The 23,483-nt window shown below is 58.8% G+C and carries 22 protein-coding genes; 10 read left to right on the top strand and 12 right to left on the bottom strand.

Annotated elements, in window-relative coordinates; all coding sequences use genetic code 11:
* The first annotated feature begins 101 nt into the window (after positions 1–101).
* The 5 genes from IBT46_RS13175 to IBT46_RS13195 are packed head-to-tail and all read left to right on the top strand — an operon-like array spanning position 102 to position 3,952.
* Positions 102–854: an SDR family oxidoreductase gene (locus IBT46_RS13175; protein WP_105591464.1), complete on the top strand. Its 753-nt coding sequence runs from the start codon at positions 102–104 to the stop codon at positions 852–854.
* Positions 855–880: 26 nt separating this feature from the next.
* The gene (locus IBT46_RS13180; RefSeq protein ID WP_200546040.1) at positions 881–1,582 is read left to right on the top strand and encodes an amino acid ABC transporter permease; all 702 of its coding nucleotides are present in this window, start codon (positions 881–883) and stop codon (positions 1,580–1,582) included.
* A gap of 5 nt (positions 1,583–1,587) precedes the next feature.
* Positions 1,588–2,346 (top strand): amino acid ABC transporter permease, encoded by a 759-nt coding sequence (locus tag IBT46_RS13185; RefSeq protein ID WP_105591466.1) that lies wholly within the window; start codon positions 1,588–1,590, stop codon positions 2,344–2,346.
* Positions 2,347–2,349: 3 nt separating this feature from the next.
* On the top strand, positions 2,350–3,087 hold the full coding sequence (locus IBT46_RS13190; RefSeq protein WP_105591467.1) for an amino acid ABC transporter ATP-binding protein: 738 nt from the start codon (positions 2,350–2,352) through the stop codon (positions 3,085–3,087).
* A 22-nt stretch (positions 3,088–3,109) separates the two neighbouring features.
* On the top strand, positions 3,110–3,952 hold the full coding sequence (locus IBT46_RS13195) for a transporter substrate-binding domain-containing protein (RefSeq protein WP_200546041.1): 843 nt from the start codon (positions 3,110–3,112) through the stop codon (positions 3,950–3,952).
* A gap of 54 nt (positions 3,953–4,006) precedes the next feature.
* Here the strand turns inward: IBT46_RS13195 and IBT46_RS13200 are convergent, their stop codons facing one another.
* From IBT46_RS13200 to IBT46_RS13215, 4 genes are all read right to left on the bottom strand, one after another.
* Positions 4,007–5,512: a carbohydrate porin gene (locus IBT46_RS13200; RefSeq protein ID WP_200546042.1), complete on the bottom strand. Its 1,506-nt coding sequence runs from the start codon at positions 5,510–5,512 to the stop codon at positions 4,007–4,009.
* Positions 5,513–5,629: 117 nt separating this feature from the next.
* Positions 5,630–7,021 carry a PTS transporter subunit EIIC gene (locus IBT46_RS13205; RefSeq protein ID WP_200546043.1) on the bottom strand — a complete coding sequence of 464 codons (1,392 nt, stop codon included), beginning with the start codon at positions 7,019–7,021 and terminating at the stop codon, positions 5,630–5,632.
* Entirely contained in the window at positions 7,014–8,696 is a 1,683-nt protein-coding gene (locus tag IBT46_RS13210; protein WP_200546044.1) for an alpha-glucosidase, read from the bottom strand. Before IBT46_RS13210 ends, IBT46_RS13205 begins: the two co-directional genes overlap by 8 nt.
* 48 nt (positions 8,697–8,744) lie before the next feature.
* Positions 8,745–9,746: a LacI family DNA-binding transcriptional regulator gene (locus tag IBT46_RS13215; protein ID WP_200546045.1), complete on the bottom strand. Its 1,002-nt coding sequence runs from the start codon at positions 9,744–9,746 to the stop codon at positions 8,745–8,747.
* Between the two features lie 361 nt (positions 9,747–10,107).
* Here IBT46_RS13215 and IBT46_RS13220 point away from each other — a divergent pair, with 361 nt between their 5' ends.
* From IBT46_RS13220 to IBT46_RS13235, 4 genes are all read left to right on the top strand, one after another.
* The gene (locus IBT46_RS13220; RefSeq protein WP_200546046.1) at positions 10,108–12,036 is read left to right on the top strand and encodes a beta-glucoside-specific PTS transporter subunit IIABC; all 1,929 of its coding nucleotides are present in this window, start codon (positions 10,108–10,110) and stop codon (positions 12,034–12,036) included.
* Entirely contained in the window at positions 12,033–13,445 is a 1,413-nt protein-coding gene (locus IBT46_RS13225) for a glycoside hydrolase family 1 protein (RefSeq protein ID WP_200546047.1), read from the top strand. The genes IBT46_RS13220 and IBT46_RS13225 overlap by 4 nt, the downstream gene beginning before the upstream one ends.
* Positions 13,446–13,489: 44 nt before the next feature.
* Positions 13,490–14,344 carry a BglG family transcription antiterminator LicT gene (licT, locus tag IBT46_RS13230; protein WP_200546089.1) on the top strand — a complete coding sequence of 285 codons (855 nt, stop codon included), beginning with the start codon at positions 13,490–13,492 and terminating at the stop codon, positions 14,342–14,344.
* A gap of 155 nt (positions 14,345–14,499) precedes the next feature.
* Complete coding sequence (locus tag IBT46_RS13235; protein ID WP_200546048.1) at positions 14,500–14,985, top strand: hypothetical protein; 486 nt, start codon at positions 14,500–14,502, stop codon at positions 14,983–14,985.
* A gap of 21 nt (positions 14,986–15,006) precedes the next feature.
* Here the strand turns inward: IBT46_RS13235 and IBT46_RS13240 are convergent, their stop codons facing one another.
* From IBT46_RS13240 to IBT46_RS13260, 5 genes are read right to left on the bottom strand one after another with little or no spacing between them, the layout of a single operon-like run.
* Positions 15,007–15,768, bottom strand: coding sequence for a FadR/GntR family transcriptional regulator (locus IBT46_RS13240; RefSeq protein WP_200546049.1), 762 nt, complete (start codon positions 15,766–15,768; stop codon positions 15,007–15,009).
* An 11-nt stretch (positions 15,769–15,779) separates the two neighbouring features.
* Positions 15,780–16,559 (bottom strand): ATP-binding cassette domain-containing protein, encoded by a 780-nt coding sequence (locus IBT46_RS13245; RefSeq protein WP_200546050.1) that lies wholly within the window; start codon positions 16,557–16,559, stop codon positions 15,780–15,782.
* On the bottom strand, positions 16,556–18,349 hold the full coding sequence (locus IBT46_RS13250; protein ID WP_200546051.1) for a dipeptide/oligopeptide/nickel ABC transporter permease/ATP-binding protein: 1,794 nt from the start codon (positions 18,347–18,349) through the stop codon (positions 16,556–16,558). The genes IBT46_RS13245 and IBT46_RS13250 overlap by 4 nt, the downstream gene beginning before the upstream one ends.
* On the bottom strand, positions 18,346–19,293 hold the full coding sequence (locus tag IBT46_RS13255; protein WP_105591484.1) for an ABC transporter permease: 948 nt from the start codon (positions 19,291–19,293) through the stop codon (positions 18,346–18,348). Before IBT46_RS13255 ends, IBT46_RS13250 begins: the two co-directional genes overlap by 4 nt.
* A gap of 21 nt (positions 19,294–19,314) precedes the next feature.
* The gene (locus IBT46_RS13260) at positions 19,315–20,892 is read right to left on the bottom strand and encodes an ABC transporter substrate-binding protein (protein ID WP_200546052.1); all 1,578 of its coding nucleotides are present in this window, start codon (positions 20,890–20,892) and stop codon (positions 19,315–19,317) included.
* Between the two features lie 124 nt (positions 20,893–21,016).
* Here IBT46_RS13260 and IBT46_RS13265 point away from each other — a divergent pair, with 124 nt between their 5' ends.
* Positions 21,017–21,667 carry a DUF1028 domain-containing protein gene (locus IBT46_RS13265; protein ID WP_200546053.1) on the top strand — a complete coding sequence of 217 codons (651 nt, stop codon included), beginning with the start codon at positions 21,017–21,019 and terminating at the stop codon, positions 21,665–21,667.
* A gap of 27 nt (positions 21,668–21,694) precedes the next feature.
* Here the strand turns inward: IBT46_RS13265 and IBT46_RS13270 are convergent, their stop codons facing one another.
* From IBT46_RS13270 to IBT46_RS13280, 3 genes are all read right to left on the bottom strand, one after another.
* Positions 21,695–22,006, bottom strand: a complete 312-nt coding sequence (locus IBT46_RS13270) for a hypothetical protein (protein WP_105591487.1) — start codon at positions 22,004–22,006, stop codon at positions 21,695–21,697.
* On the bottom strand, positions 21,996–22,352 hold the full coding sequence (locus IBT46_RS13275) for a hypothetical protein (RefSeq protein WP_200546054.1): 357 nt from the start codon (positions 22,350–22,352) through the stop codon (positions 21,996–21,998). Before IBT46_RS13275 ends, IBT46_RS13270 begins: the two co-directional genes overlap by 11 nt.
* 160 nt (positions 22,353–22,512) lie before the next feature.
* On the bottom strand, positions 22,513–23,478 hold the full coding sequence (locus tag IBT46_RS13280) for a PDR/VanB family oxidoreductase (RefSeq protein ID WP_200546055.1): 966 nt from the start codon (positions 23,476–23,478) through the stop codon (positions 22,513–22,515).
* Positions 23,479–23,483 lie beyond the last annotated feature (5 nt).

Genomic DNA, 23,483 nt, shown 5'->3' on the forward strand with positions numbered 1-23,483 from the left:
TATAAGATCGGCTTATTGCCACAAAGACTTTACCTCTTACCCCTCGGCGCGGTGAGGGGATACAGTCAAAGACAGAGCAAAAATAACAACAGGAGAAGTCAATGCCATTTTCAGATTATAAAACCGCACTGGTGACCGGCGCTTCCGCCGGAATGGGTGAAGCCATCGTTGAGCGTCTGTGCCAGGAGGGTATCGTGGTTCACGCGGTGGCCCGCCGTCATAACGAACTGGAACAGCTGGCGGCGAGAACCGGCTGTATTCCTCACGCCATCGACGTTTCCGACGTGCAGGCGCTGAATGACCTGTGCCGCGACCTGCAGATCGACATTCTGGTGAACAACGCCGGGGTGTCCCATCCGGGCTCGATTCTGCAATCGCAGGAGTCGCAGATTGAAACCCAGGTCGACGTTAACCTGCGTGCGGTACTGCACCTCTGTCGCCTGCTGGTGCCGGGTATGGTCGAGCGCGATCGCGGCCACGTGATTAACATCACCTCCATCGCCGCCATCTACAACTTCGGCGGCAACTCGATTTATCACGCCACCAAAGCGGGGGTGCACGCTCTCTCACGCCAGCTGCGCGTGGACTGCTATGGCAAACGTGTGCGTATCACCGAGATCTGTCCGGGCCGTGTCGCCACCGATATCTTCGGCAATGTGACCGGGGATAAAGAGGCCGCGCGCCGCGAGTTTATTGACGGCTTCGAGCTACCGACGGCGAAAGATATCGCCGATACCGTGGCGTTCGCCATCTCTGCGCCAGTGGCGGTGAATATCGGCAACATCGAAATCACCCCGACGCTACAGGTTCCGGGCGGTCTGTCCACCATGCGCCCCGGTGATGTTGCGCGTTAATCTGAACTGAGTGAAGGCGATCGACGATGAACGGTTCACTTGATTTTAGCGTCATTCTGCACGGCCAGTACGGACAGATGATCGTCGATGGCGTCGCGTTAACGCTGAAGCTGGCGGTGGGTTCCTGGCTGCTGGCGATGATCCTGGCGATGGTGCTGGTGGTGATCCGGCTGACTCCGCTGAAGCCGCTGCAGTGGCTGGTGGCGGCTTACGTCTCCTGGCATCGCAATGTGCCCACGCTGATCCAGCTGATGATTTGGTACTTCGCGGTGCCGACGCTGCTGCCGGAGTCCGCGCAGATCTGGCTGAACGACTACAACGCGGAGTTTCTGTTCTCGATGGTGGCGCTGGGGCTGTGCCAGGCCGCTTACTTCTCGGAGGATATTCGCAGCGGCCTGCGCGCCACGCCGGACGGCCAGCGCGAGGCGGCACGGGCGCTCGGCATGGGCTACGTGCAGTCGATGCGGCTGATTATCCTGCCGCAGGGCATCCGTAATGCGCTCCCTGCGTTGATTAACCACACGGTGTTGCTGTTTAAAAATACCAGCCTGGCGATGGTGATCGGCGTGGCGGATCTCACCTACGTCACCCGCGAGATCGAAAACTACACCTTCCGCACTTTTGAAGCTTATCTGGTGTCGACGCTCTGTTACCTGTTCTTCTCCCTGCTGTTGATGGCCGCCGGTGCGCTGCTGGCACAGCGTTTCCACCGCGTCTACACGAGGTAAGCTGAATGAGTGAAATGCTGACGATTTTACAGCAGAACGGCATGCTGTTCCTGATGGGCCAGTATCCCAACGGCCCGCTGGGCGGGGTGCTCTGCACGCTGCTGGTGTCACTGATGGCGATTGTGCTGGCGCTGCCGCTGGGCGTGCTGCTGGGCGTGGCGCGTATCTCGCCGTATCGCATTCTGCGCTGGCCTGCCACCGCCTGGGTCTATGTGCTGCGCGGCGTGCCGCTGCTGATGGTGATCTTCTGGACCTACTTCTGCGTGCCGCTGCTGTTGGGCCACACGCTGAGCGGCTTCGGCACCATGCTGGTCACGCTGGTTATCTATGAAAGCGCCTATATTGCCGAAATTGTCCGCGCCGGAATTCAGGCGCTGCCGCAGGGGCAGTACGAAGCCTCCCGCGCGCTGGGGATGAGCTACACCCGCACCTTCCGGCTGGTGATCCTGCCGCAGGCGCTCTACAACATGCTGCCGAGCCTGGTCAGCCAGCTGGTATCGATTATTAAAGACAGCACCCTCGGCTACGTGATCAACGTACCGGAGCTGACTTTTGCCGCCAATCAGGTCAACAACCAGCTGCTGACCAAGCCGTTTCAGGTGTTCGCGATTGTGGCCATCAGCTACTACATCATCTGCTTCAGCCTGACGTGGCTGGCCGGTTATCTGGAGCGGCGCATCGCTGCCAAAAGACGCGGCCCCGCCGTCAGCACGGCACCACAGCGCGCCGCGCTGCTGGTCAACAAACCCGCTATCGAGGAGTAAGGCATGAATCCGATTATTCGCTTTAACCAGGTTAATAAATGGTACGGCGCCTATCACGCGCTCGCCGACCTCAATGCGGAAGTGAACAGCGGCGAGGTGGTGGTGGTCTGCGGACCGTCCGGCTCCGGCAAGTCCACGCTGATCCGCACCGTTAACCGGCTGGAGCCGATCCAGCAGGGGCAGATCGTCTTCGACGGCCTGGATATTCACGGGGCCAGCACCCAGCAAAACCGGCTGCGCGCGCGTATCGGCTTCGTCTTTCAGAGCTTTAATCTGTTTCCGCACCTGTCGGTGATCGACAACGTGATGCTCTCTCCGGTGAAGGTACTGGGCGAGCGGCGCAGCGAGGCGAAGCAGCATGCGCTGGCGCTGCTGGAGCGTGTGGGGCTGGCGCACAAGGCGAACGCCTGGCCCGCGCAGCTCTCGGGCGGTCAGCAGCAGCGCGTGGCGATTGCCCGGGCGCTGGCGATGAAGCCGCCGGTGATGCTGTTTGATGAACCGACTTCGGCGCTGGACCCGGAAATGGTTGGCGAGGTGCTCAACGTGATGCGCAGCCTGGCGAACGAGGGGATGACCATGATGTGTGTGACTCACGAAATGAACTTTGCCCGCGAGGTGGCAGACACCATCTGGTTTATGGATGAAGGAAAAATCCTGGAGAAAGCCGCGCCGGAAACCTTCTTTAACCGCCCGCAGCATCCACGCGCGCAGCGTTTCCTCACCGACCTGCGTCAGCACTGAAATCGAAACGGAGCCTGAAACCATGAGAAAAATCACTACACCGCTGCTGTCACTCTGTCTGCCGTTAATGCTCAGTGCCGCACTGCCCGCCAGTGCCGATACCCTTTCCGATATCAGCAGCCGCGGCCAGCTGAACTGCGGCGTGTATGCCGACGTACCGCCGTTCTCCTCGCCGGATGTCAAAACCCGCCAGCTGGCCGGGATGGATGTTGACCTGTGCAACGCGCTGGCGCAGCAGTTGGGGGTAAAAGTCAACCTGATGCCGGTATCGGTGGAAGCACGCATTGCGGTGCTGACCACCGGTCGGGTTGACGTGCTGATTGCCAACCTCGCCTACACCAAAAGCCGCGCCGCGCAGATCCAATTCAGCGATCCGTATTACATAGCCAAAGAAGTGCTGGTGGTGAAGGAAGCCAACGCGGCGAAAACCCGCGCCGATTTCAAAGGCAAACGCCTCAGCTCCACCAAAGGCTCCACCTCCGAGCAGTCGATCCGCCTGGCGCAGGCGAAGCCGGTCACTTTCCAGGATACCGCTTCGGCGTATCTGGCTTTGCAGCAGAATAAATCGGTAGGCTTTGTCACTAACGGCATGACCGCCACCCAGCTGGTTAACCGCGCCAAAGCCGACGGCGTTAATCTGGCGATCCTGAAAGAGCCGATGGCGCTGGAGCCGGTGGCGGTAGGGATGCAGAAGGGCGACGAGGCGCTGCTGGCTAAAGTGAACGACAGCCTGGCGAAGATGGAGCAGAGCGGCGAAATCGATACCATCTGGAACCGCTGGCTGGGGCCGGACACCGAATACAAAATGGTGCGTGAGGATAAGGTGCAGCCGCTCAGCCAGCTGAAGTTTGAGGCGTTGGAGTAAAGTATGGGGGGCTGATGAACTGAACTCAGCCCCGTTAGCGTTAGCGGGTTAACCTCAGAACCAGGTTTCCAGCTGGGTGCCGAACATCAGCGAACCGCCGCTGTGATAGCCCGCGTTGCCGAAGGTATCGGTTGAAGAGTAGTTATCCAGATTTTTGTCCCAGTTCATCCAGGTGACGAAGAAACGGATCTCCGGCCGCTCGAAGAAGTCGGTGACGTTCTGCATTTTAAAGGTCGGCGCGAAGGTCAGCTTGGAGTAGCTGCCGGACACCGGCTTATTGCCGTTAAAGCCCTTCGGATCGATGTCCATATACTGATAGCTGGCCTCGTACTGTAGCGCAAAGTTCTGATTGATCTCCTGAATCAGCCGCGAGTTGAGCGTAACCCAGTCATAGTGGTCGGATTCGATGTAGCGGCTGTTGCTGCTCTGCGCCACCAGCAGCGGGGCGATGCTCAGCCTGTCGCTCAGCCGGGTCATGCCGTAGGTGGCGAACTTCACCGTCCAGGCATCGTCGATCAGATAGCCATCCGATCCCGGCCCGCGCACCTCGGCCCCCAGCCCCTTACCGTACAGCAGCACGGTTTTGGTCGAACCTTCGTTAAGGCCGTAGAAGCTGTCGCCGTGCCACGCCAGCATGGTGTTGAAGCCGTGCGAGGCGGCATTATCCTGCGCCAGACCGTCGTTGATCCGCTTGTCGTTCTCCTTCGAGTACAGGCCGTTCAGCATCCACTGCCAGCCGCCGACGCGGTTGTTCAGCGAGAAGGTGTAGTTCTGGATAAAGGTATTATCGGCCCCGGTCATGTTGTTGTATTCAACGTTTTCCATCGCGTCGATGTCGTTGAAGTTACGCCCGTAAACCGACAGGTTGGTTTTCACGTCGCCGAAGAAATTCACGTCGTAAATCCCCGCACCGGTGCCGATCAGGTTCATCATGTCCGAGTCCAGCCAGTGGATATCGAAGTTGTCCCGGTCCTCGCGCTTGCCCGCCCACAGCGTGGAGCCGCTGAACGCGCCGGTGAAGGTGGGCAGATCGCTCATCTCCACAAACGCCTGGCGCAGGTTCATCTGGCCGTTAAACGCGCTGTCGGTGTTATAGGTTTTGTCCCACTCGGCAATTTTCATGTAGTAGCGGAAGCTCGAATCGTTAGCGTAGTGGCGCTTATAGTCGAAGTCGGCGGTGACGTAGGTGTCGGCTTCGTTACCCAGGCGGCCCACGCTGCCGCCAGTGCTGCCCGCGGGCGTCAGTGATGGCCCGACGGTGGTGGTGGTGCCCTGTTTGCCGCTCAGAATACCGGTGCGGGCGTAGCCGCCGAATTTAATTTCGGTATCGGCATTAATAATATCGCTCTTGCTGTTTTTATTTTTTAATTCCGCGTCGCTGGCTCGTTTCTCCGCCACGGCTATTTTATTTTCAGCCTGGGTTAATTTATTTTGTGAAAGTTTGAGCTCCGCCTCGACTTTTTCCAGTCGGGCGTTAATTTCCGCCAGGGTTAATTCCGCTGCGTGCGCAGGTAAAGTACAGGCCAGGGTACAGAAAGTAAGAAATGCTATTTTCATCATTTATACCTGTGAGTCACCCTGCTCTGAATATCAGTATTCAGGGCATAGGGGTTGCCATTAATAAGGTTTACAGCAAAGGATTACGGCAAAGGGTTTATGGCATCGGTCTGTGATGTATTATCGTTTTTTGTTATCCACCCTGACCAACAGCTGCGTGCAGATAAAGGCGAAGACGGCCACGGCCACGCCAACGGTGATATAGGTAATAAACTGATAGCGGTCATACAGGTACATCAGCGGCGACAGCAGTACCGCCAGCCCGTAGGAGTTCGCTTTAATCGACAGCAGGGAGAGCACCATGCCGCCCAGTGCCGAACTGCACAGCATCACCGCAATTGCCCGCATACCGGACTGCATGACGATACCGAACAGCGCAGGCTCGGAAACGCCCAGCAGCTGGGTCACGGTCGCCGAGATCCCGGCGGTCTTAAACGCCACGTTTTTCGACTTGAGGGAGATCGCCAGGCATACGGCGGCATTGGCGAAACCGTACATCGCGCAGACGGTAATCAGCGGGTTGAAGCCCGTACCGGCGATCAGCGAGGTCTCAATCATAATGAACATATGGTGCATGCCGGTCATCACCGCAATCGGATAGATAAAGCCAATCAGCAGGCCGCCGATACCGGCAGGCAGCGCGAGAAACTGCTGGATAGCCATCACCGCATAGTGCTCAAAGCCGTGCACCAGCGGGCCAAGCACCAGCAGCGCAATCGCCACGGCGCAGAGGATCACCAGGAACGGGGTGAAGATCAGATCCATCGAGTCAGGCATAATCCGGCGGAAAACCTTTTCCAGCTTCGCACCGATAATGCCGGTGATCAGCGCGGTCAGTATCGATCCCTGATAGCCAACCAGCGGAATAAAACCGAAGAGATAAATCGGCTGCGCGTTGCCGTAAGCCACCGAATAGGCATTGGGCAGGGCGGGGGAAACCAGCATCAGCCCGATCAGAAAACCGATAATCGGCGTGCCGCCAAACTTCTTAAACGCCGACCAGCAGATAAACGCCGCCAGGAAAGCAAAGGCCGTATCGCACAGCACGGTCATCAGGGTGGTCACCGAAGCGGGCAGAGCGAGGGTGCTGGCACCAAACCACGCCAGCACCGTATCGTTAAACAGCACGCCCTTCAGCCCGAGGAACAGGCCCGTTGCGCCCAGCACCGGTACGATCGGCACAAACACATCCGAGAGATGGCGGATTCCCGCCTGTAGTGAGCTGCTGCCCTGGCGGCTCATTTCATCCTTGCTGACTTCGCTGATATTAAACGCCTGCATAAACTCGGCGTAAACCTTATTCACAATCCCGGTGCCGAGAATAACCTGATATTGCCCCGAGTTGAAAAATACGCCTTTGACTTCATCGACGTTTCTTATTTTCTCATCGTCTATCAGGCCGCGATCTTTTATCTGTAATCGCAGGCGGGTGGCACAGTGGGTGGCGGAAATAATATTTTCCCGGCCAATGATATTCACCAGCTCAACGGCAATGTTTTTATATTTATTCATGTTGGGTTGTTCCCTTGATAAGAATACTTTGATAAGGCTTTAATGATGAACTGAGCTGCGGATAGTTATTAACGATAATATCGCCCTCCGGTATTTTATAATCAACTGCGTGGTGACTGAGGTTAGTGACAGAAGTAAAGCATTCACTCGCCGTGCGGCGCTGATAGCTGATGATTTCCGGCGAGGCGGTTTCCAGCGGGATAAAATCGCCCCAGATCAGCGCATCGGGATGCTCTTTGCGCAGACGAATCAGCCGCTGGTAAAAGGCAAACACCGAATCCGCATCCTGCTGCTGTGTGGCGGCATTAATCAACGCGTCCTCTGCCGACAGCGCCAGCCAGGGTTTCGCCCCCTGATTAAATCCGCTGTTCACCGTGTTGTCCCACGGGAACGGCGTACGCGAGTTGTCCCGCGAGCGGTGATTGACGAACGCCAGCGACTGCCGCTCGGAGAAGCCTTCCGCCAGCGCGCGATGATAGTTATCAATGCTGGAGATATCGTCGAATTCGCTGATATCGCTGCGGCAGAAGTTGGTCATGCCCAGCTCCTGGCCCTGATAGATGTACGGCGTGCCGCGCAGGAAGAAGTACATCGCCGCCAGACATTTCGCCCCGATATCGTTCTGGTAATCCGGGTGAACCAGTTTCGACAGCGCTCGAGGCTGGTCGTGATTCTCAATAAAGCTGGTGCCCCAGCCGCACTGCGCAAAGGCGTTCTGGCTGTCGAACAGCGCCTCGCGAAATTCGGCCACCGTCCAGTCGCGGCGGCGGAACCACTCCGAGCCGTTTTCCACATCGATATCCGCCGCGTGGAAGTCAAAAATCATATCGAAGTAGCCGTTCTCGCCGATAAACTGGCCGTACTCCGCATAGGGAATGCCCGGCGCTTCGCCGACGGTAACGCAGGCATAGTTATCAAAGGTGTTTTCCTTCAGCTCGTTCAGAAACACGTCGATGCCGGGGCGGTTGCGCGCCTTGCTTTTGATCGACCCCAGCCCGTCAACGCCGTCGACCGGCACGGAGGCGTAGTCGGCATCTTTCTTGATAAAGGTAATTGCATCCACGCGGAATCCGGCCACGCCTTTCTCCAGCCACCAGTTAATCATCCGGTAAATTGCCTCGCGCATCTGCGGGTTTTCCCAGTTCAGATCGGGCTGCTTCTTGTGGAACACGTGCAGGTAATACGTCTCTTCCCCCGGCACTTTTTCCCACGCGCTGCCGCCGAAAATCGAGCGCCAGTTATTCGGCGGCAGGCCGTTGACCGCAGGGCGGAACAGATAATAATCGCGATAGGGGGAATCCGCATCGGCCAGCGCCTGCCGGAACCACTGATGCTCATCGCTGGTGTGATTCACCACCAGGTCGATCATGATTTTGATCCCCAGCGCGGCGGCATTGTCGATCAGCGTATCCACATCGCGCATCTCGCCGAACTCCGGGTTCACCGCGTAGTAATCGGCGATGTCATAGCCGTTATCGGCCATCGGCGACAGATAAAACGGCGAAATCCACAGCATCGTCACGCCCAGCGACTGCAAATAGGGCAGCTTTTCGATAATCCCCGGCAGATCGCCAATCCCGTCGTTATTACTGTCCTTAAAGCTCCTCGGATAGATTTGGTAAATCACGGATTCTTTCCACCAGGCGTTATCCTGGCCTACTTGCTGCTTTAACATGTTCACCTCTGTGATGTGGTATCGATACCACATTGTGATAAAAAAAATTTACGCCGACTTTCTGAGCACCAGTTCCGCTTTCAGATCGTCACTGTTGTAGCGGTAGGGTTTACCGGCGATAAGGGCAATCAAATATTCCACCGAGAACTGACCCAGCTTGTCCACCGGCTGGTTCACTGTGGTAATCGGCACGCTGACCATTTCGGAAACCGGCAGGTTATCGAAACCGACCACCGCGATATCCTGCGGCACCCGAATGTCATGGTTGGTCAGCCAGGTGACCAGGCCGCAGGCCACATCGTCACTGCCGGTAAACACCACGTCGGGCCGTGCGGAAGGGGGCAGCGCCGCCAGCTGTTCCGCCAGGCGAATGCCGTCTTTGTAGGTGTGCAGCCTGCGGAAAATCAGCGCGTCATCAACGTTTTTGCCCGCCGCTGCCATCGCTTTCAGGAAGCCGCGGTTACGGCGCTCGCCGTGGCCTTTTTGCAGGAAATCACCGCCGGTGCAGTAGGCGATTTTCTGGTAACCCTGTTCCAGCAGATAGCCGATGGCGCTAAACGTTGCCTCTTCATCATCCACCCGCACCACCGGCAGATCCGAACCGTCCACGCGGGTGTTGCACAGCAGAATAGGGCCGTGCTGCTGATATTTTTCCAGCACCGCTTTATCGCTCTCCACCGAGCAGAGGATCAGGCCATCAATAATCTTTTTCTTCAGCAGGTCGAGGCAGTTGGCTTCTTCCCCCACGCTGTCGTGGTTCTGCACGATCAGCACCGAATAGCCGTTTTTGCGCGCTGTTACCTCCAGTGCATCCACCAGATTGGCGAAAAAGGGGTTGGTGATCCGCGACACCAGAATGCCGATGCGGTGCGACTTCACCCCGCGCATCTGCTGGGCGGCGGTGCTTGGCTCATAGTCCAGCGCCTTCATCGCCGCGAGGATACGCACTTTCTTATCTTCGGAGATGTAAGGGTGATTGTTCAGAAAGCGCGAGACGGTAGTGACCGACAGTCCGGCGTGCTCTGCCACATCTTTAATGGTTGCAGTCATAATGTATGAAATCGATATCAGAATGCCGCTACGCTATTTTTTAGCGGCAGCATTGTCAATCGCAACCTTCCAGAATTTGATCGCAATCACATGAAAGCGGTCAGAAATTTCCAGAAGGCGGCAAAGGAGGCGGCGGTGTGAAGTGAAAGTTGCGAGCCAGATCGCATTACTGCATTCCGGAGATTGCCAGTCTGCACCGGCTCTGTTGATAATCGCCACGCAACGAGCTTTACAGGTTGCCGTGATTTTTATTAAGGCGTGTCACTGGTAAAGCAGGCAAGACCAAAATAAAAATGTTCCTCCACCGCGAGGCGCATTTTTTATTTTGGTCTTTTTTTTTGGTTTTTTTCCGGGGAAAACAGTGGATTATAAACAGCTCGCCCATCAAATCCTGTCGCTCGGCGGCGGCAAAAACAATATCAGCAGGCTCACCCACTGCGCGACGCGGCTGCGCATGGAATTCAACGATCGCGCCAAAGTTGATGCGCAGGCGATTGAAAAACTGCCGGGGGTGATCGGCGTGGTGGAAAGCGGCGGCCAGTTTCAGATTGTGGTCGGCAATCAGGTACAGCAGACTTATCGCACGCTGATGTCGGAAATCGGCACGCTGAACGCGCAGCCTGCCAGCGGAAACACGGCGGCGAAAAAAAGCGGCATCTTCAGCCAGATTATCAGCGTGATCTCCACCACCTTCACTCCGGTGATCCCGGCAATTACCGGCGCGGGGATGATCAAGGCGCTGCTGGCTATTCTCAAGCTTTGCGGGTTAATCAGTGCCAGCAGCACCACCTATCAGCTGCTGGATACCATTGCCGACGCCGCGTTCTTTTTCCTGCCGGTGCTGCTGGCCTACGGCGCGGCGATTAAATTTGCCTGTAGCCCGATTCTGGCGATGACCATCGCCGGGGCGCTGCTGCACCCGAACCTGGCGCAGATGCTGGCAAAAGGCGGCGACATTACCTTTATCGGCATTGACGTGCGGCTGGCGGACTATGCCGGTTCGGTGCTGCCGATTATTTTCACCGTCTGGCTGATGTCGTGGGTGGAGCGCTTCGCGGAGAAAGTCTCGCCGTCGATGCTGGTGTTCTTTATCAAACCAATGATTGTTCTGCTGGTGACGGCACCGCTGGCGCTGGTGGTGGTAGGGCCGTTTGGCATCCTGCTTAACGATCTGGTCGCTGCGGGCGCGGCGGTGATTAACGGTAAGGCCAGCTGGCTGATCCCGATGCTGATGGGCGGTCTGCAACCTTTCCTGGTGATCACCGGCACCGCGTGGGCGATGACGCCGATTGCCACCGCCCAGCTGACCCGCCAGGGCTTTGAAACCATTAACGGTCCCGGCATGCTGGCTTCCAACATTGCGCAGGGTGCGGCGACGCTGTGCGTAGCGCTGAAAACTAAAAATAAAGATCTGAAGCAGCTGGCGTCTTCCGCCGGTTTCACCGCGCTGCTGGGGATCACCGAACCGTCGCTGTACGGCGTGACGCTGAAGCTGAAGCGCCCGCTGATTGCCGCGATGATCGGCGGCGGCTGCGCCGGAATTTATGCCGGGCTGAGCGGCGTGGTGCGCTATGCGTTTGTTTCACCGGGCCTGGCCGCACTGCCCGCGTTTATCGGCGACAATCCGATGAATATCGTCCATGCGCTGATCACCTGCGCCATCGCCATCGTGGTGACCTTTGCGCTGACCTGGTTCCTCGGCTTTGACGATCCGCAGCCGGAAGGGGGAGATGATTTATCACCTTCTGATGGTTCCCCTTCAGCCATCGCCACGCCGGTGACAAACACTGACACGCCAGCGGCTCACCCGCAGAAGTCGGAAACACTGCGCAGCCCGCTCAGCGGCCGTATTGTGCCGCTCTCCTCGGTGCCGGACGACGTCTTCTCCCTCGGCCTGCTGGGCCAGGGCGTGGCGATTATCCCGGATCGCGGCGTGCTGCTCTCCCCGGTAGCGGGAGAAGTGGTGACCTTCCTGCCGTCTAAGCACGCGGTGGGCATCAAATCAGACGAAGGGGCAGAAATTCTCATCCATATCGGTATTGATACGGTCAATCTGGCCGGTCAGTACTTCACCTCTTCGTTACAGGTTGGCGACCGCGTCAGCCCGGGTGACGAACTGGTGAGCTTCGATCTGGCGGCGATTATTGCCGCCGGTTATGACCCGATCACCCCGGTACTGGTGGTCAACAGCGAGGAGTATCGGGCGGTTGAAGCCCTTGCTGACGGCCAGATCGCCACGGGGGCCGATCTGCTGGCCCTGAACAGTCAACACGGAGAGACCACAGCATGATTTATCGTCAGACAGCACCGTTTCCAGCCGATTTTTTATGGGGCGCTTCGACCTCGGCCTATCAGGTTGAGGGCGCGTGGAACGAAGACGGCAAAAGCCCGTCGGTGATTGATATGTGTCAGCACGCGGCGGAAACGGCGGATTTTACCGTAGCCAGCGATCACTATCGTCGCGTGATGGAGGACGTTGCGCTGTTCGCCGAGCTGGGGCTGAAGGCCTACCGCTTCTCGATTGCGTGGACGCGCATCCTCCCCGGTGGCGTCGGGGAAGTGAATCCGGCCGGGCTGGCGTTCTATGAACGGCTGATCGATGAGCTGAACCGCCACGGCATTGAACCGATCGTCACCCTGTACCATTTCGATCTGCCGTGGTGCCTTGAGCAGCAGGGCGGCTGGAATAACCGGGCAACCATCGACGCTTTTGTGGAGTACGCGCGCACGCTGTTTACCCACTTTGGCGAAAAGGTCCGCTACTGGCTGACCATCAACGAACAGAACACTATGATCCTGCATCCGGGGGCGATTGGCCTGCCGGAGGGCGGCGTAATGCCCACGGCAAAATCGCTGTGGCAGCAGAACCACCATATGATGCTGGCCCAGGCGCGGGTGATGGCGCTCTGTCACCACCTGCTGTCAGCGGCGAAAATCGGCCCGGCGATCAACACCACGTCAATGTATGCGGAAACCTGCAAACCGGAAGACGCCATTGCGGCGCACAACTGGGAAACCCTGCGCGGCTGGAATTTCCTCGATGTGGCGGTGCACGGCCGCTACAACTCGCTGGCCTGGCGCTACCTGCTGGACCGCGATATTGCGCCGGACGTTGCGGAAGGGGATGCGGCGATCCTGCTGCAGGGCAGGCCGGACTACGTGGCGATCAACTACTACTCCACGGCCACCATCGCCGCCAGCCGGGGCGACGCCTCGGATATCAGCGCCAGAGCCGGGGATCAGCAGATTATGCTGGGCGAACCCGGCGTGTATCGCGCGGCGGAAAATCCGTTCGTTGGCAAAACCCAATACGGCTGGGTGGTCGACCCGGTGGGGCTGCGCCTGACGCTGCGTAAAACCTGGGAGCGCTACAACCTGCCGATCCTGATCACCGAAAACGGTATCGGCGCGCCGGACGAGCTGGAAGCGGGCGAGGTGATTAACGACGACTACCGCATTGACTTTTTACGCCAGCATATTGCGCAGCTTCAGCTGGCGCTGGCGGATGGCGTTGAGGTGATCGGCTACTGTCCGTGGTCGGCGATTGATGTGGTCAGTACCCATCAGGGCTACGGCAAACGTTACGGGTTTATCTACGTTAATCGCGGCGAGCACGATCTGAAAGATCTGAAGCGCATTCGCAAGCAGAGCTTCGGCTGGTATCAGCAGGTGATTGCCAGCAACGGGCAGAGCCTGTAAAACAACACGCAGCAGACAATGGCCGGGTGGCAACAATGGAAAAAATGACGGTAGTGAAGGTACTGAATAACAGTCTGGTGTTAGCCAGTACCCCCGGCCAAGAAGATGTGATTGTGATGGGAAAAGGGCTGGGCTTTAGCAGCCGGCCCGGCGACGATCTCGATCCGCAGAAAATTGAGAAAATCTATGCGGTACAGAACAGCCAGGCCGCGCGCGATTATCTGCGGGTGATTGAGAACTCGCCGGAATACCTGCCGCCGCTGGTGCAGTCGCTGATCGACCAGGCCAACGTCGGGCTGAACGGTCGCCTCAGCGAGCAGCTGTTCTTTACCCTGATGGATCACCTCAGCTTTGCCATTGAGCGTTTTCATAAGGGCATCGCCATCCAGAATCGCCTGCTGTTTGAGGTTAAACGCTTTTATCCGCGTGAATTCGCGCTGGCGCAGCAGGCGGTCAACACGCTGAATCAGCGGTTGTCCATCACTCTGCCGGAAGAGGAGGCGGGCAATATCGCCTTCCATCTGGTGAACGGGCAAACCGACGTGCTGAATATGGAATCCACGCTGCTGTCGGTGAAGATGCTGAAAGATATCTTCAATATCATCAAATATCACTTCCGCGTGGAGATCGATCGCGACTCGCTGAACTATCAGCGCTTTCTCACCCATTTGCAGTTTTTCATCCAGCGGATGATCGAACGGCGGCAGATCGCGACGAAAGACGACTTCATCTTCGAACAGGTGCGCGGCGAGTACCCCGACCACTATCGCGCTAGTCAGCTGATCGCCGAATATGTGCTGAATCTGCTGCAGGTGACTCTGACCAGCGACGAACTGCTGTACCTGATGATCCATCTGGTGCGGGTAGTGCCACCGGCAGGTGAGCTGGCCGACGACTGACATGGTTCAACCGCATAGCCGGTTTACGATGTTTTGCCGATGCGCGATACTCAGAACTCCTTCTTTTTCAGTCCGACAGGACCGGCAGACACGAACAGGGCCGCAACGTGTACTTCGAAAAACGGAACAGGATCTATCATCTCTTTATCACGGGAATGTGCCTCTGGCTGGTCTGGATGATGGCCTGCCTGTGGCTGACGCGCCGGGTCTGGCTGCGCGAAGGGGAGTATAACGGGCTGATAACCGTCTCCGTGGCCTGCATTATCGGGCTTTTTGCTGCCTGGCGGCATTTTCTCCGTGGCCCGGAGGTGGATGAAGGCAATGTGGCGCTGCTGAAAACCTTTGCCGGTGTGGCCGTCTTTGCCTTCATTACCCTGTTTAATGTGCCGGAGATGTGGGTATATCTGACCGCCAGCCGCCCGGTGCAGAGCGAAGTGGCATTTACGGTGGAGCATCCCGGCCCCGCCAGTTCGCGATTCAGCCGCTGCCCGGCGGGGATTCGTTACTTTGATGTAGACCTGCGGCGTCATATCGAATTCTGCGCCAACGACAGTGACATTCCACCCGCGGCCCGCGCGCTGCGGGTGGAGAAGCGGCTCGGTAACCTCGGTGGGTATATTGTCAGCTACCGGTTTATCTGACTCGTCGGTTACGGGAGGCGGCTAAACGCTGTCGCTCAGAAAACGCTCCTCCAGCGTTGCCTCCAGCGCCAGCATTGATGCCTCGGCGTGCTGCATATGTGCCTGCATAATCGCTTCCACCTCTCCGGCGTCCTTGCGGCGCATCGCATCGATCAGGCGGCGCTGAAAATCAATCCCGACCCGGCGCTCCACAGGCTCCGGGCGCTGATAAATATCTTTGCATACCGCCAGGTCTTTCAGCAGCCGCTGCAAGAAGTGGCAGAGAAACGCCAGCAGCACGTTATCGGCATAGCTGGCGACAACGCCGTGAAAATCCAGCTCCGCCATGCGCTGCGCCCAGCGCTCATCGTCGTCGGCCGGAGGATGGTCGTAAACGGCAATCAGCTGATTTAATCGAGCAAAACCGGCTTCGTCGATAGCGTGGATCGCGCTGACGGCAGCAATCGGCTCCAGCGCTTTGCGCAGGGCATAGATATTGCCGATGGACAGCTCGCGGGTGAACAGATAATTGGACAGCAGGCTCATGGCGCGGGTTTCGGTCATCGACTCGATAAACGCGCCGCCGCCCGGTCCGGTTTTGGTGCGGATCAGGCCCTGCACCTCCAGCGATTTCAGCGCTTCACGCACCGTGCCTTTACCTGCGGCGTAGTGCTGAGCCAGATCTTTTTCCTGCGGCAGCCGGTCGCCCGGCACCAGGTTTTCGCGAATAATGGTTTCTTTAATCGCATCGACAATTTCGTCGGTGCGTTTGCGGCGCGGAGCGTCCTGGGTGTCCTGGGTCATCAATTATTCCTTCACAGACGGGGGGCGCTGGCCAGCAGACTCTGCGTGTAGCGGTGCTGAGGTGAACGGAACAGCGTGGCGTTATCGGCACATTCTACCAAATCTCCGTGATACATCACCGCTACCCGGTCGGCAATCGATTCGACCACCGCCAGATCGTGGCTGATAAACAGGTAGGAGAGGCCAAACTGTTCTTTTAACTGCTCCAGCAGCAGCAGAACCTGCGCCTGCACCGACACATCCAGCGCGCTGACCGGTTCATCCAGCACCAGAATACGTGCTTCGGCGGCCAGGGCCCGCGCCAGCGCCAGACGCTGGGCCTGCCCGCCGGAAAACTCGTGCGGATAGCCAATCAGCGCATCGGCGGGCATTTTCACCGCCTCCATCAGCTCCAGCATCCGCGCTTTCCTTTTGGCGCTGCCGTAGCCGCACAGCGCTTTCAGCGGCACGTCCAGCGTCTCGGCGATGGTTTTTCGCGGGTTCAGCGAGGCGACCGGGTCCTGAAAGACATACTGGATCAGCCGCCCGTTCTCTTTGGCGCTGCGCCCCGGGCCTGTCTCGTTACCCATCAGACGGATGGTGCCCGATGTCGGCGTCTCCAGCCCGACCAGCATGCGCGCCAGGGTACTTTTTCCCGAGCCGCTTTCGCCCACTATCGCCAGCGTTTCCCCGGCGGCAAGATGCAGTGAGATCCCTTTCACCGCCTGCACCTGATGAGCCGCCGGGCTGAACCAGCGCGCGGCGTGGCCGAAGGTTTTCGTCAGGTTTTCCACCTCAATCACGTTGCTCATACGCGCTCCTGTTGGGGCTGGCTGCCGGGATAAAGTGCCGCGACCTGGCGCAGGAAATCACGGCCCTGGCCAGCTTTCGGCACGCTGGCGATCAGCCGCCGGGTGTAATCATGCTGCGGATTTGCCAGGACGGTGGCGGTATCGCCGCTTTCTACGATCTCGCCGTGGCGCATCACCGCCACACGGTCGCAGATTTGCGCAATCACGCCGAAGTCGTGGGTGATAAACAGCAGCGTCAGCCCGCGCTGGCGGCGCAGGTTTTGCAGCAGCTCAAGAATGCGCGCCTGCACGGTAACGTCCAGCGCGGTGGTCGGTTCATCGGCGATGATGATCTCCGGGTCGTTCGCCAGCGCCATCGCAATGCCCACACGCTGGCGCTGACCGCCGGAAAGCTGATGCGGCCAGGCGTTAAAGCGCGCGGCGGCATCGGGAATACCGACGTCCTCCAGCAGGGCCACGGCTTTTTGCCGCGCCTCGCTGCGCGACAGCGGTCTGTGCGCCTGAATCGCCTCAACGATCTGGTCACCGATACGCAGCTGAGGATGTAGCGTGCTCAGCGGGTCCTGGAAAATATAGGCCACGCGCGCGCCGCGCCGCTGGCGCAGGGCGTCAGGGGAAAGCGACAGCATCTCTTCGCCGCCGACGTACACCGCGCCGCCGCTGATTTCCCCCGGCGGCGAGGCCAGCAGGCCCATGATTGACAGTGCGGTAACGCTTTTGCCCGAACCGCTTTCGCCAATCAGCCCCAGGCATTCCCCGCGTTGCAGATGGAAGCTGATGCCCTTTACCGCCTGCTGAGTCTGTTTTCCGGCGCGGAAGCTGACTTTCAGATCCACCACCTCCAGCAGGGCGTCTTTGGTTTTTGCCGCCGGTACGGCAGGGCGGGTGACGGTGGTGACCGCCTGCGCACGTTGCAGCACGCCGGAGCGCAGGCGCGGATCGAGCAGATCGCGGATGCCGTCGCCCAGCAGGTTAAAGCTCATCACCAGCAGGAAAATCATAATTCCCGGCACCAGCGATACGTGCGGGGCGCTGAACATCTGCGCGCGACCCTGGCCGAGCATCGAACCGAGGTCGGCATCCGGCGGCTGGGTGCCGAGGCCGAGGAACGATAGCCCGGCGGTTTCCAGAATCATCCAGCCGATGGTGGTGGACATGGTCACCACGATAACCGGCATCACGTTGGGCAGTACTTCGGTGAACAGCACCGACGCGTGGTTTTTGCCGGAGAGCCGCGCCGCCTGCACGAAGTCGCGCTGGCGCAGGCCGACGGTCAGGCCGCGAATATTACGGGCGAAGAAGGGAATATTGACCACGGCGATGGCGTACAGCGCGTTCAGCAGTCCCGGGCCCAGCACTGCGACAATCGCCAGCGCCAGTAGAATATAGGGGAAGGCCATCAGCATATCGATCAGCCTCATCAGCAGACTGTCGGTGCGGCCGCCCGCGTAGCCCGCCAGCAGGCCGATCAGCGTGCCAAACAGCGCGGCTAGCAGCGTGGCGCTGATGCCCACCGCCAGCGACACCCGCGTTCCCCAGATCAGGCGTGAGAGCACATCGCGCCCCAGCGGATCGGTGCCCAGCAGATGCCCCTGCGACAGCGGCGGCAGCAGGCGCTGCAGCAGGTTGGTGGCATCCGGGTCGGCCAGCGGCAGCAGCGGCGCGCAGAGGGCAACGATCGCCGTCAGCAGCAGAATAATCAGCCCCAGCGTTGCCAGGCGATTCGCCAGCAGCAGCGACCAGAGCGACGGGCGGTGGCGCGCAGAGGGCGCAGTCAGAATCTGGCTCATGATTTTAACCTCGGGTCGAGAAGCGCCTGCAGGATGTCGGCGCACAGGTTGATTAGCACATAGACCGCGGCGGCCACCAGTACGCCGCCCTGCACCAGCAGCAGATCGCGGGTGGCAACGGCTTTCACCAGCATCGCGCCCAGCCCCGGCCACTGGAAGACGGTTTCAATGTACACCGCGCCGCCCAGCACGAAACCGGCCTGAATGCCGATGACCGGGATCACCGACACCAGCGCCATGCGGAAGGCGTGGCGGTAAATCACCTTCGACTCGCTCAGGCCGTTGGCGCGGGCGGTGCGGATGAAGTCCTGGCGCAGCACTTCCAGCATTGCGGTGCGGGTCAGGCGGGCGATCACCCCGGTGGCAACAATCGCCAGAGTAATGGCGGGCAGCGCCAGATGATGCAGCAGATCCAGCCAGTCACCGCCGCCCCAGATGGCGAACATCCCCGAGGCCGGGAACCACTGTAGCTGTACGGCGAACAGCATAATCATCAGCAGGCCGATCCAGAACGAGGGCATGGAAATCCCCACCAGCACGCACAGGGTGATCAGCCGGTCGCCCCAGCCGAACTGGCGCAGCGCGGAGGCAATCCCCGCCAGCAGTCCGAGCACGGTACTGAGCAGCAGCGCGCTGCCGCCGAGGATCAGCGTGGCCGACAGCCTTTGCAAGACCTCGTCAATCACCGGGCGGTTCAGCACGTAGGAGCGGCCAAAGTCGCCGTGCAGGATGTTGCCGATCCAGATCAGATACTGCTGCCACAGCGGCTTATCCAGACCGAGATCGCGGGTGATGCGTTCCACGTTTTCCGGCGTGGCCCAGGCACCCAGCAGCGCCTGGGCCGGATTGCCGGGGATCATCGCCATAATCAGAAAGACGATCAGCGAAAGCCCGATAAAGATGGGAACGATCGCCAGGACGCGTTTTAGCGTGTAGTGCCACATAGTCAGGCTCCTGCGTCGGCGTTACTGTTTGGTCACCCGGTTGAGTAACAGGTTAAAGTTCGGTTGCAGGGAAAAATGGTTAATGCGCGTGGAGGTCACGGCATTCTGCTTCCAGTTGGCGACAAACAGCCACGGCGCATCGTTATGCACGATCTGCTGCACCTGGCGGTAAAGCTGTCCGCGCTCGGCGTTATCGGTGGTCAGACGGGCTTTTTCCAGCAGCGCATCTACCTGAGGATTGCTGTAGTAGCCCGAGTTAAAGCCGCCTTTTTTCGGCCATGCTTCCGTGCGCAGGGTTAAAAACGGCAGGGTATCCGGGTCGTTGGTCATCCACGCCATTTCCGCCATATGGGTCTGCGGCGTCAGTCCGGCGTTGACCTTCGACAAATAGGTGTTCCATTCATAAGTTTCAATTTTCACGTTCAGCCCGACCGCTTTCAGATCGGCCTGAATGGCGGTGGCCATCGGCACCGGGTCGAGCATTCCCGATCCTCCTTCGGTGACGTAGAAGGTCAGGGTTGCACCTTCCGCTCCCGCCGCTTTCAGCAGCTCGCGCGCCTTCTGCGGATCGTAGGGATACGCCTTCACGTCGGGATTCGCCGCCCAGCTGAACGCCGCCGGGATCGGGCCGTCGGCCACGTCCGCCGAACCCTGGAGAATATTGTCGACCAGCGACTGTTTGTTCACCGCGTAGTTCACCGCCTGGCGCACGCGGACGTCGTTAAACGGCGGCACCTGGGCATTCAGCATCACGTACCACACGTGCGGCCCGGTGGTTTCATACAGACGGAAGCGTTTGCGCTTTTCAGCAAACAGCTTCACCGTATCCGGCGGCACTTCCACCATCGCGTCGATCCCGCCCGAAAGCATTTCCGCCACGCGGGTATTGCCGTCGGTAATCGGCCGGAATACCACGGTGTTGACCGCCGGTTTACCGTCCCAGTAAGACGCATTGGCGGTCACCACCACGCGCTGGTTGGCCCGCCATTCGCCAAACTGAAACGCCCCGGTCCCCACCGGATGGCGACCAAAATCCTTACCGTATTTTTTCACCGCGCTGGGTGACACGATCAGTCCGGTCGGGGTGGCCAGATTGGAGAGGAACGGCGCGAAGGGCTCTTTCAGGTGAAACACCAGCGTCTGCTCATCCGGGGTGTCAATGGACTGGATGCTGGAGAAGAAAAACGACAGCGGGAACGGTCCGGTATCGTGCCACGGGTTCTTCTCATCGATCATACGATCGAAGGTGAACTTCGCGGCCTCGGCGTTAAACGGCGTGCCGTCGTGGAAGCGCACGTTGTCGCGCAGGTGAAAACGGTAAGTCAGTCCGTCCGGACTGATTTCCCAGCGGGTGGCCAGCGCCGGTTCGATATCCAGTTTACCTTCGCCGTTGCGCACCAGTCCGTCATACATATTGACCAGAATGCGCGAGTCGTTAGCGGCGGTGGCTACCTGCGGATCGAGCGACTGCGGTTCGGCCACCTGACCTATCAGCAGCGCATCGGCGGGCGTGGCGGCCTGCGCCTGCGGTAAGCCGAGCAGCGGGCACAGCAGCAGGGCACTTCTGATTAAAACCTTGATTCGTCGCGTACTCAGCATGGTGGCCTCTTCTGCTTCGGGGAGTGAATTCCGGTTGTCCTGATTATTATTTATGCGTATAAATAGAGTTTATTGCAATAATTTATCCATATAAATTTAGTCTGACCCTGCGACTGGAGCTGACATGACTTTCTCAATCGTCGCGCGCGATCCGCGTACCGGTGCATTCGGTGCGGCCACGGCCACGGCAGGCCCGGCGGTCGGCTCGCTGGTGATCCACGGTGCCGCGCGGGTAGGAGCGATTGCCACCCAGGCGATGACCAATCCGCTGTATGGCATTCAGGGCATTGCGCGCTTACGTGAAGGATTTTCTGCCACCGAAACGCTGGCGATGCTGCTGCGGGAAGACCCGGAAGCGGCGCGCAGGCAGGTGATGATCGTCGATCGCAGCGGCAGCGTGGCGCACTGGAGCGGCCCGCTGTGCGGCGTATATGCCGACAGTCTCTCGGTGAACGACGGCGCGGTTGGAGGGAATTTACTGCTTAATGCGGAAACGCTGGCGGAGATGCGCCGGGAATACCAGCTGCGCAGCGAGCTGCCGTTTGCCGATCGTTTGCTGGCGGCAATGCGCGCCGGAGCGATGGCGGGCGGCGACAGGCGCGGCATGCATTCGGCCGCATTGAAAATCTGGTATGACCGTGAATACCCCGACGTCGACGCCCGCGCCGACTGGTCCGCCGCACCGCTGGATACTCTGCAGGAAGTGCTGCACCAGCTGCGTCAGCCGCTGTTTGCCGGGTTCTTTGCCGAGATCCCGAAAGGGGACCCGCAGTAGCGGGGGAAAGACTTAGACGGTTGGGGGTTATCCGAACAGGTACTTCGCCACGGCAAGGCTGACGCCAGCCACCGCGATGATGGTGGTTGCTAACCATTTAGTCTGGCTGGCGATTTCTTTTTGCATATCGGTTCTGATTAACTGTACATCTTCTTTTGTGGCGAAGCTCTTCGATCGCTCAGAGAGCGTTGCCACATCAACACGAATCTGATGGGTATCTTTTTCTAATAACTCAACGCGTTTTATCAGATTATCCATATCGCCTCCGTTACCTCCACCCTGAAAATTTCCCGGTCTGCGTGGCGTTCCACCGTTCAGTTGATAGATATTATCGCTCATTCGCATCATCCTTGCTTTCTTCTTTTAACTGCTCAAGCTGTAACCAGTTAAATATTACCGGTGCGGTGAAGGTGGTGATAAAACCACATTTTTCACAGTGCAACTTGTAATAAAAATTCTGGGGATGAATCGTATTTATAGCCGTTTCATGCTTATAAAGAGTGGCAAAGGCTGTTTCTACAGAATTATCTGATGCTGCGATTTTCATCGTTTCTGCTACGATGGCGACCTCGTGCGTACAGACTGCACATGTGGTGGTAACGTTATTTCTATCGAGAAATCTAATAAAATCATCAGTTTTTAACGAGTTAAACATCTTGAAGTAACTCATGTCCTTGTCATCCACGTCCTGTTCTCCCTTACATTGCTTCACAGCCTGGTAAATTAATCACGCCCACACTTATAAATGATTATTCTTTAACCGATTCTGCTGCTGTCAGGCGATTTTTGCAAGACGATGATTTTCCAGATTGAAGGAGTGCAGCAATGCCTCACCGGTATCCCTTTCAAAGATCGATAACAATCTCCCCGGAGTGGCTGCGCGAACAGCACAGCGCGATATGCTGCGTAGGGGCGGTTTTTTCCTGTTCGGACTGCACGGTATCGCGGTGATCGATAATGCCGTCGATCACCGGCGTCAGGCAGGCTCCGCACAGTCCCATCTCGCAGGAGAGCGGCACGGCCACGCCGTTTTCCAGCAGCACCTGGGCGATGCTCTTGTTTCCCGGAACCGGCCAGCGTTCCCCGGTCGACCCCAGCTTGACGGTAAACGTGCCGTCCTGCGATCCGCCAGCCGTCGGGGCAAAGGGCTGGAAGGCTTCGCTGTGGATCTGATCTGCCACCCAGCCTTTCGCCCGTGCGGTTTCCGCCACTGCAGTCATAAACCCCTGCGGCCCACAGGCGTAAAGATGCTGTTCACCCTGTGGAGCCGTGATGGCCTGCGCCAGCCGGTGGCGCGGGCTGCCGCCTTCGTCGGAGCAGTGAACGGTACACAGCGCCTCACTGCCGCTTTCCAGCAGTTCAGCGATAAACGCGGCGCTGCGGCGGCTTTTGACAAAGTAGTGCAGTTCAAAAGGCGTGCCTGCCGCCTTCAGCCGCAGCGCCATGGCATACAGCGGGGTGATGCCGATCCCCGCCGCCAGCAGCAGCACCCGCCCGGCAGGATGCAGGGGAAACAGGTTGCGCGGGGGTGAGATCATCAGCCGCTGGCCGGGGCGCAGCGTGTCGTGAATATAGCGCGATCCCCCGCGTGATGCGGCTTCACGCGCCACGCAGATCAGATAGCGGTTCGCCTCACCGGGGCCGGTCAGCGAATACTGACGGATCAGTCCGCAGGGCAGGTGGAGGTCGATATGCGCACCGGGCTGCCACGCCGGCAGCGGCGCAGCACCGGTGCCGACCAGGCTGACGGCCAGACTTTTGTCGCCCTGGCACCACAGGCCATCGACCCTCGCTTCCAGCATCTCATTCATCGCAG

The organism is Erwinia sp. S38 (assembly GCF_016624545.1).
Classification (GTDB): domain Bacteria; phylum Pseudomonadota; class Gammaproteobacteria; order Enterobacterales; family Enterobacteriaceae; genus Erwinia; species Erwinia coffeiphila.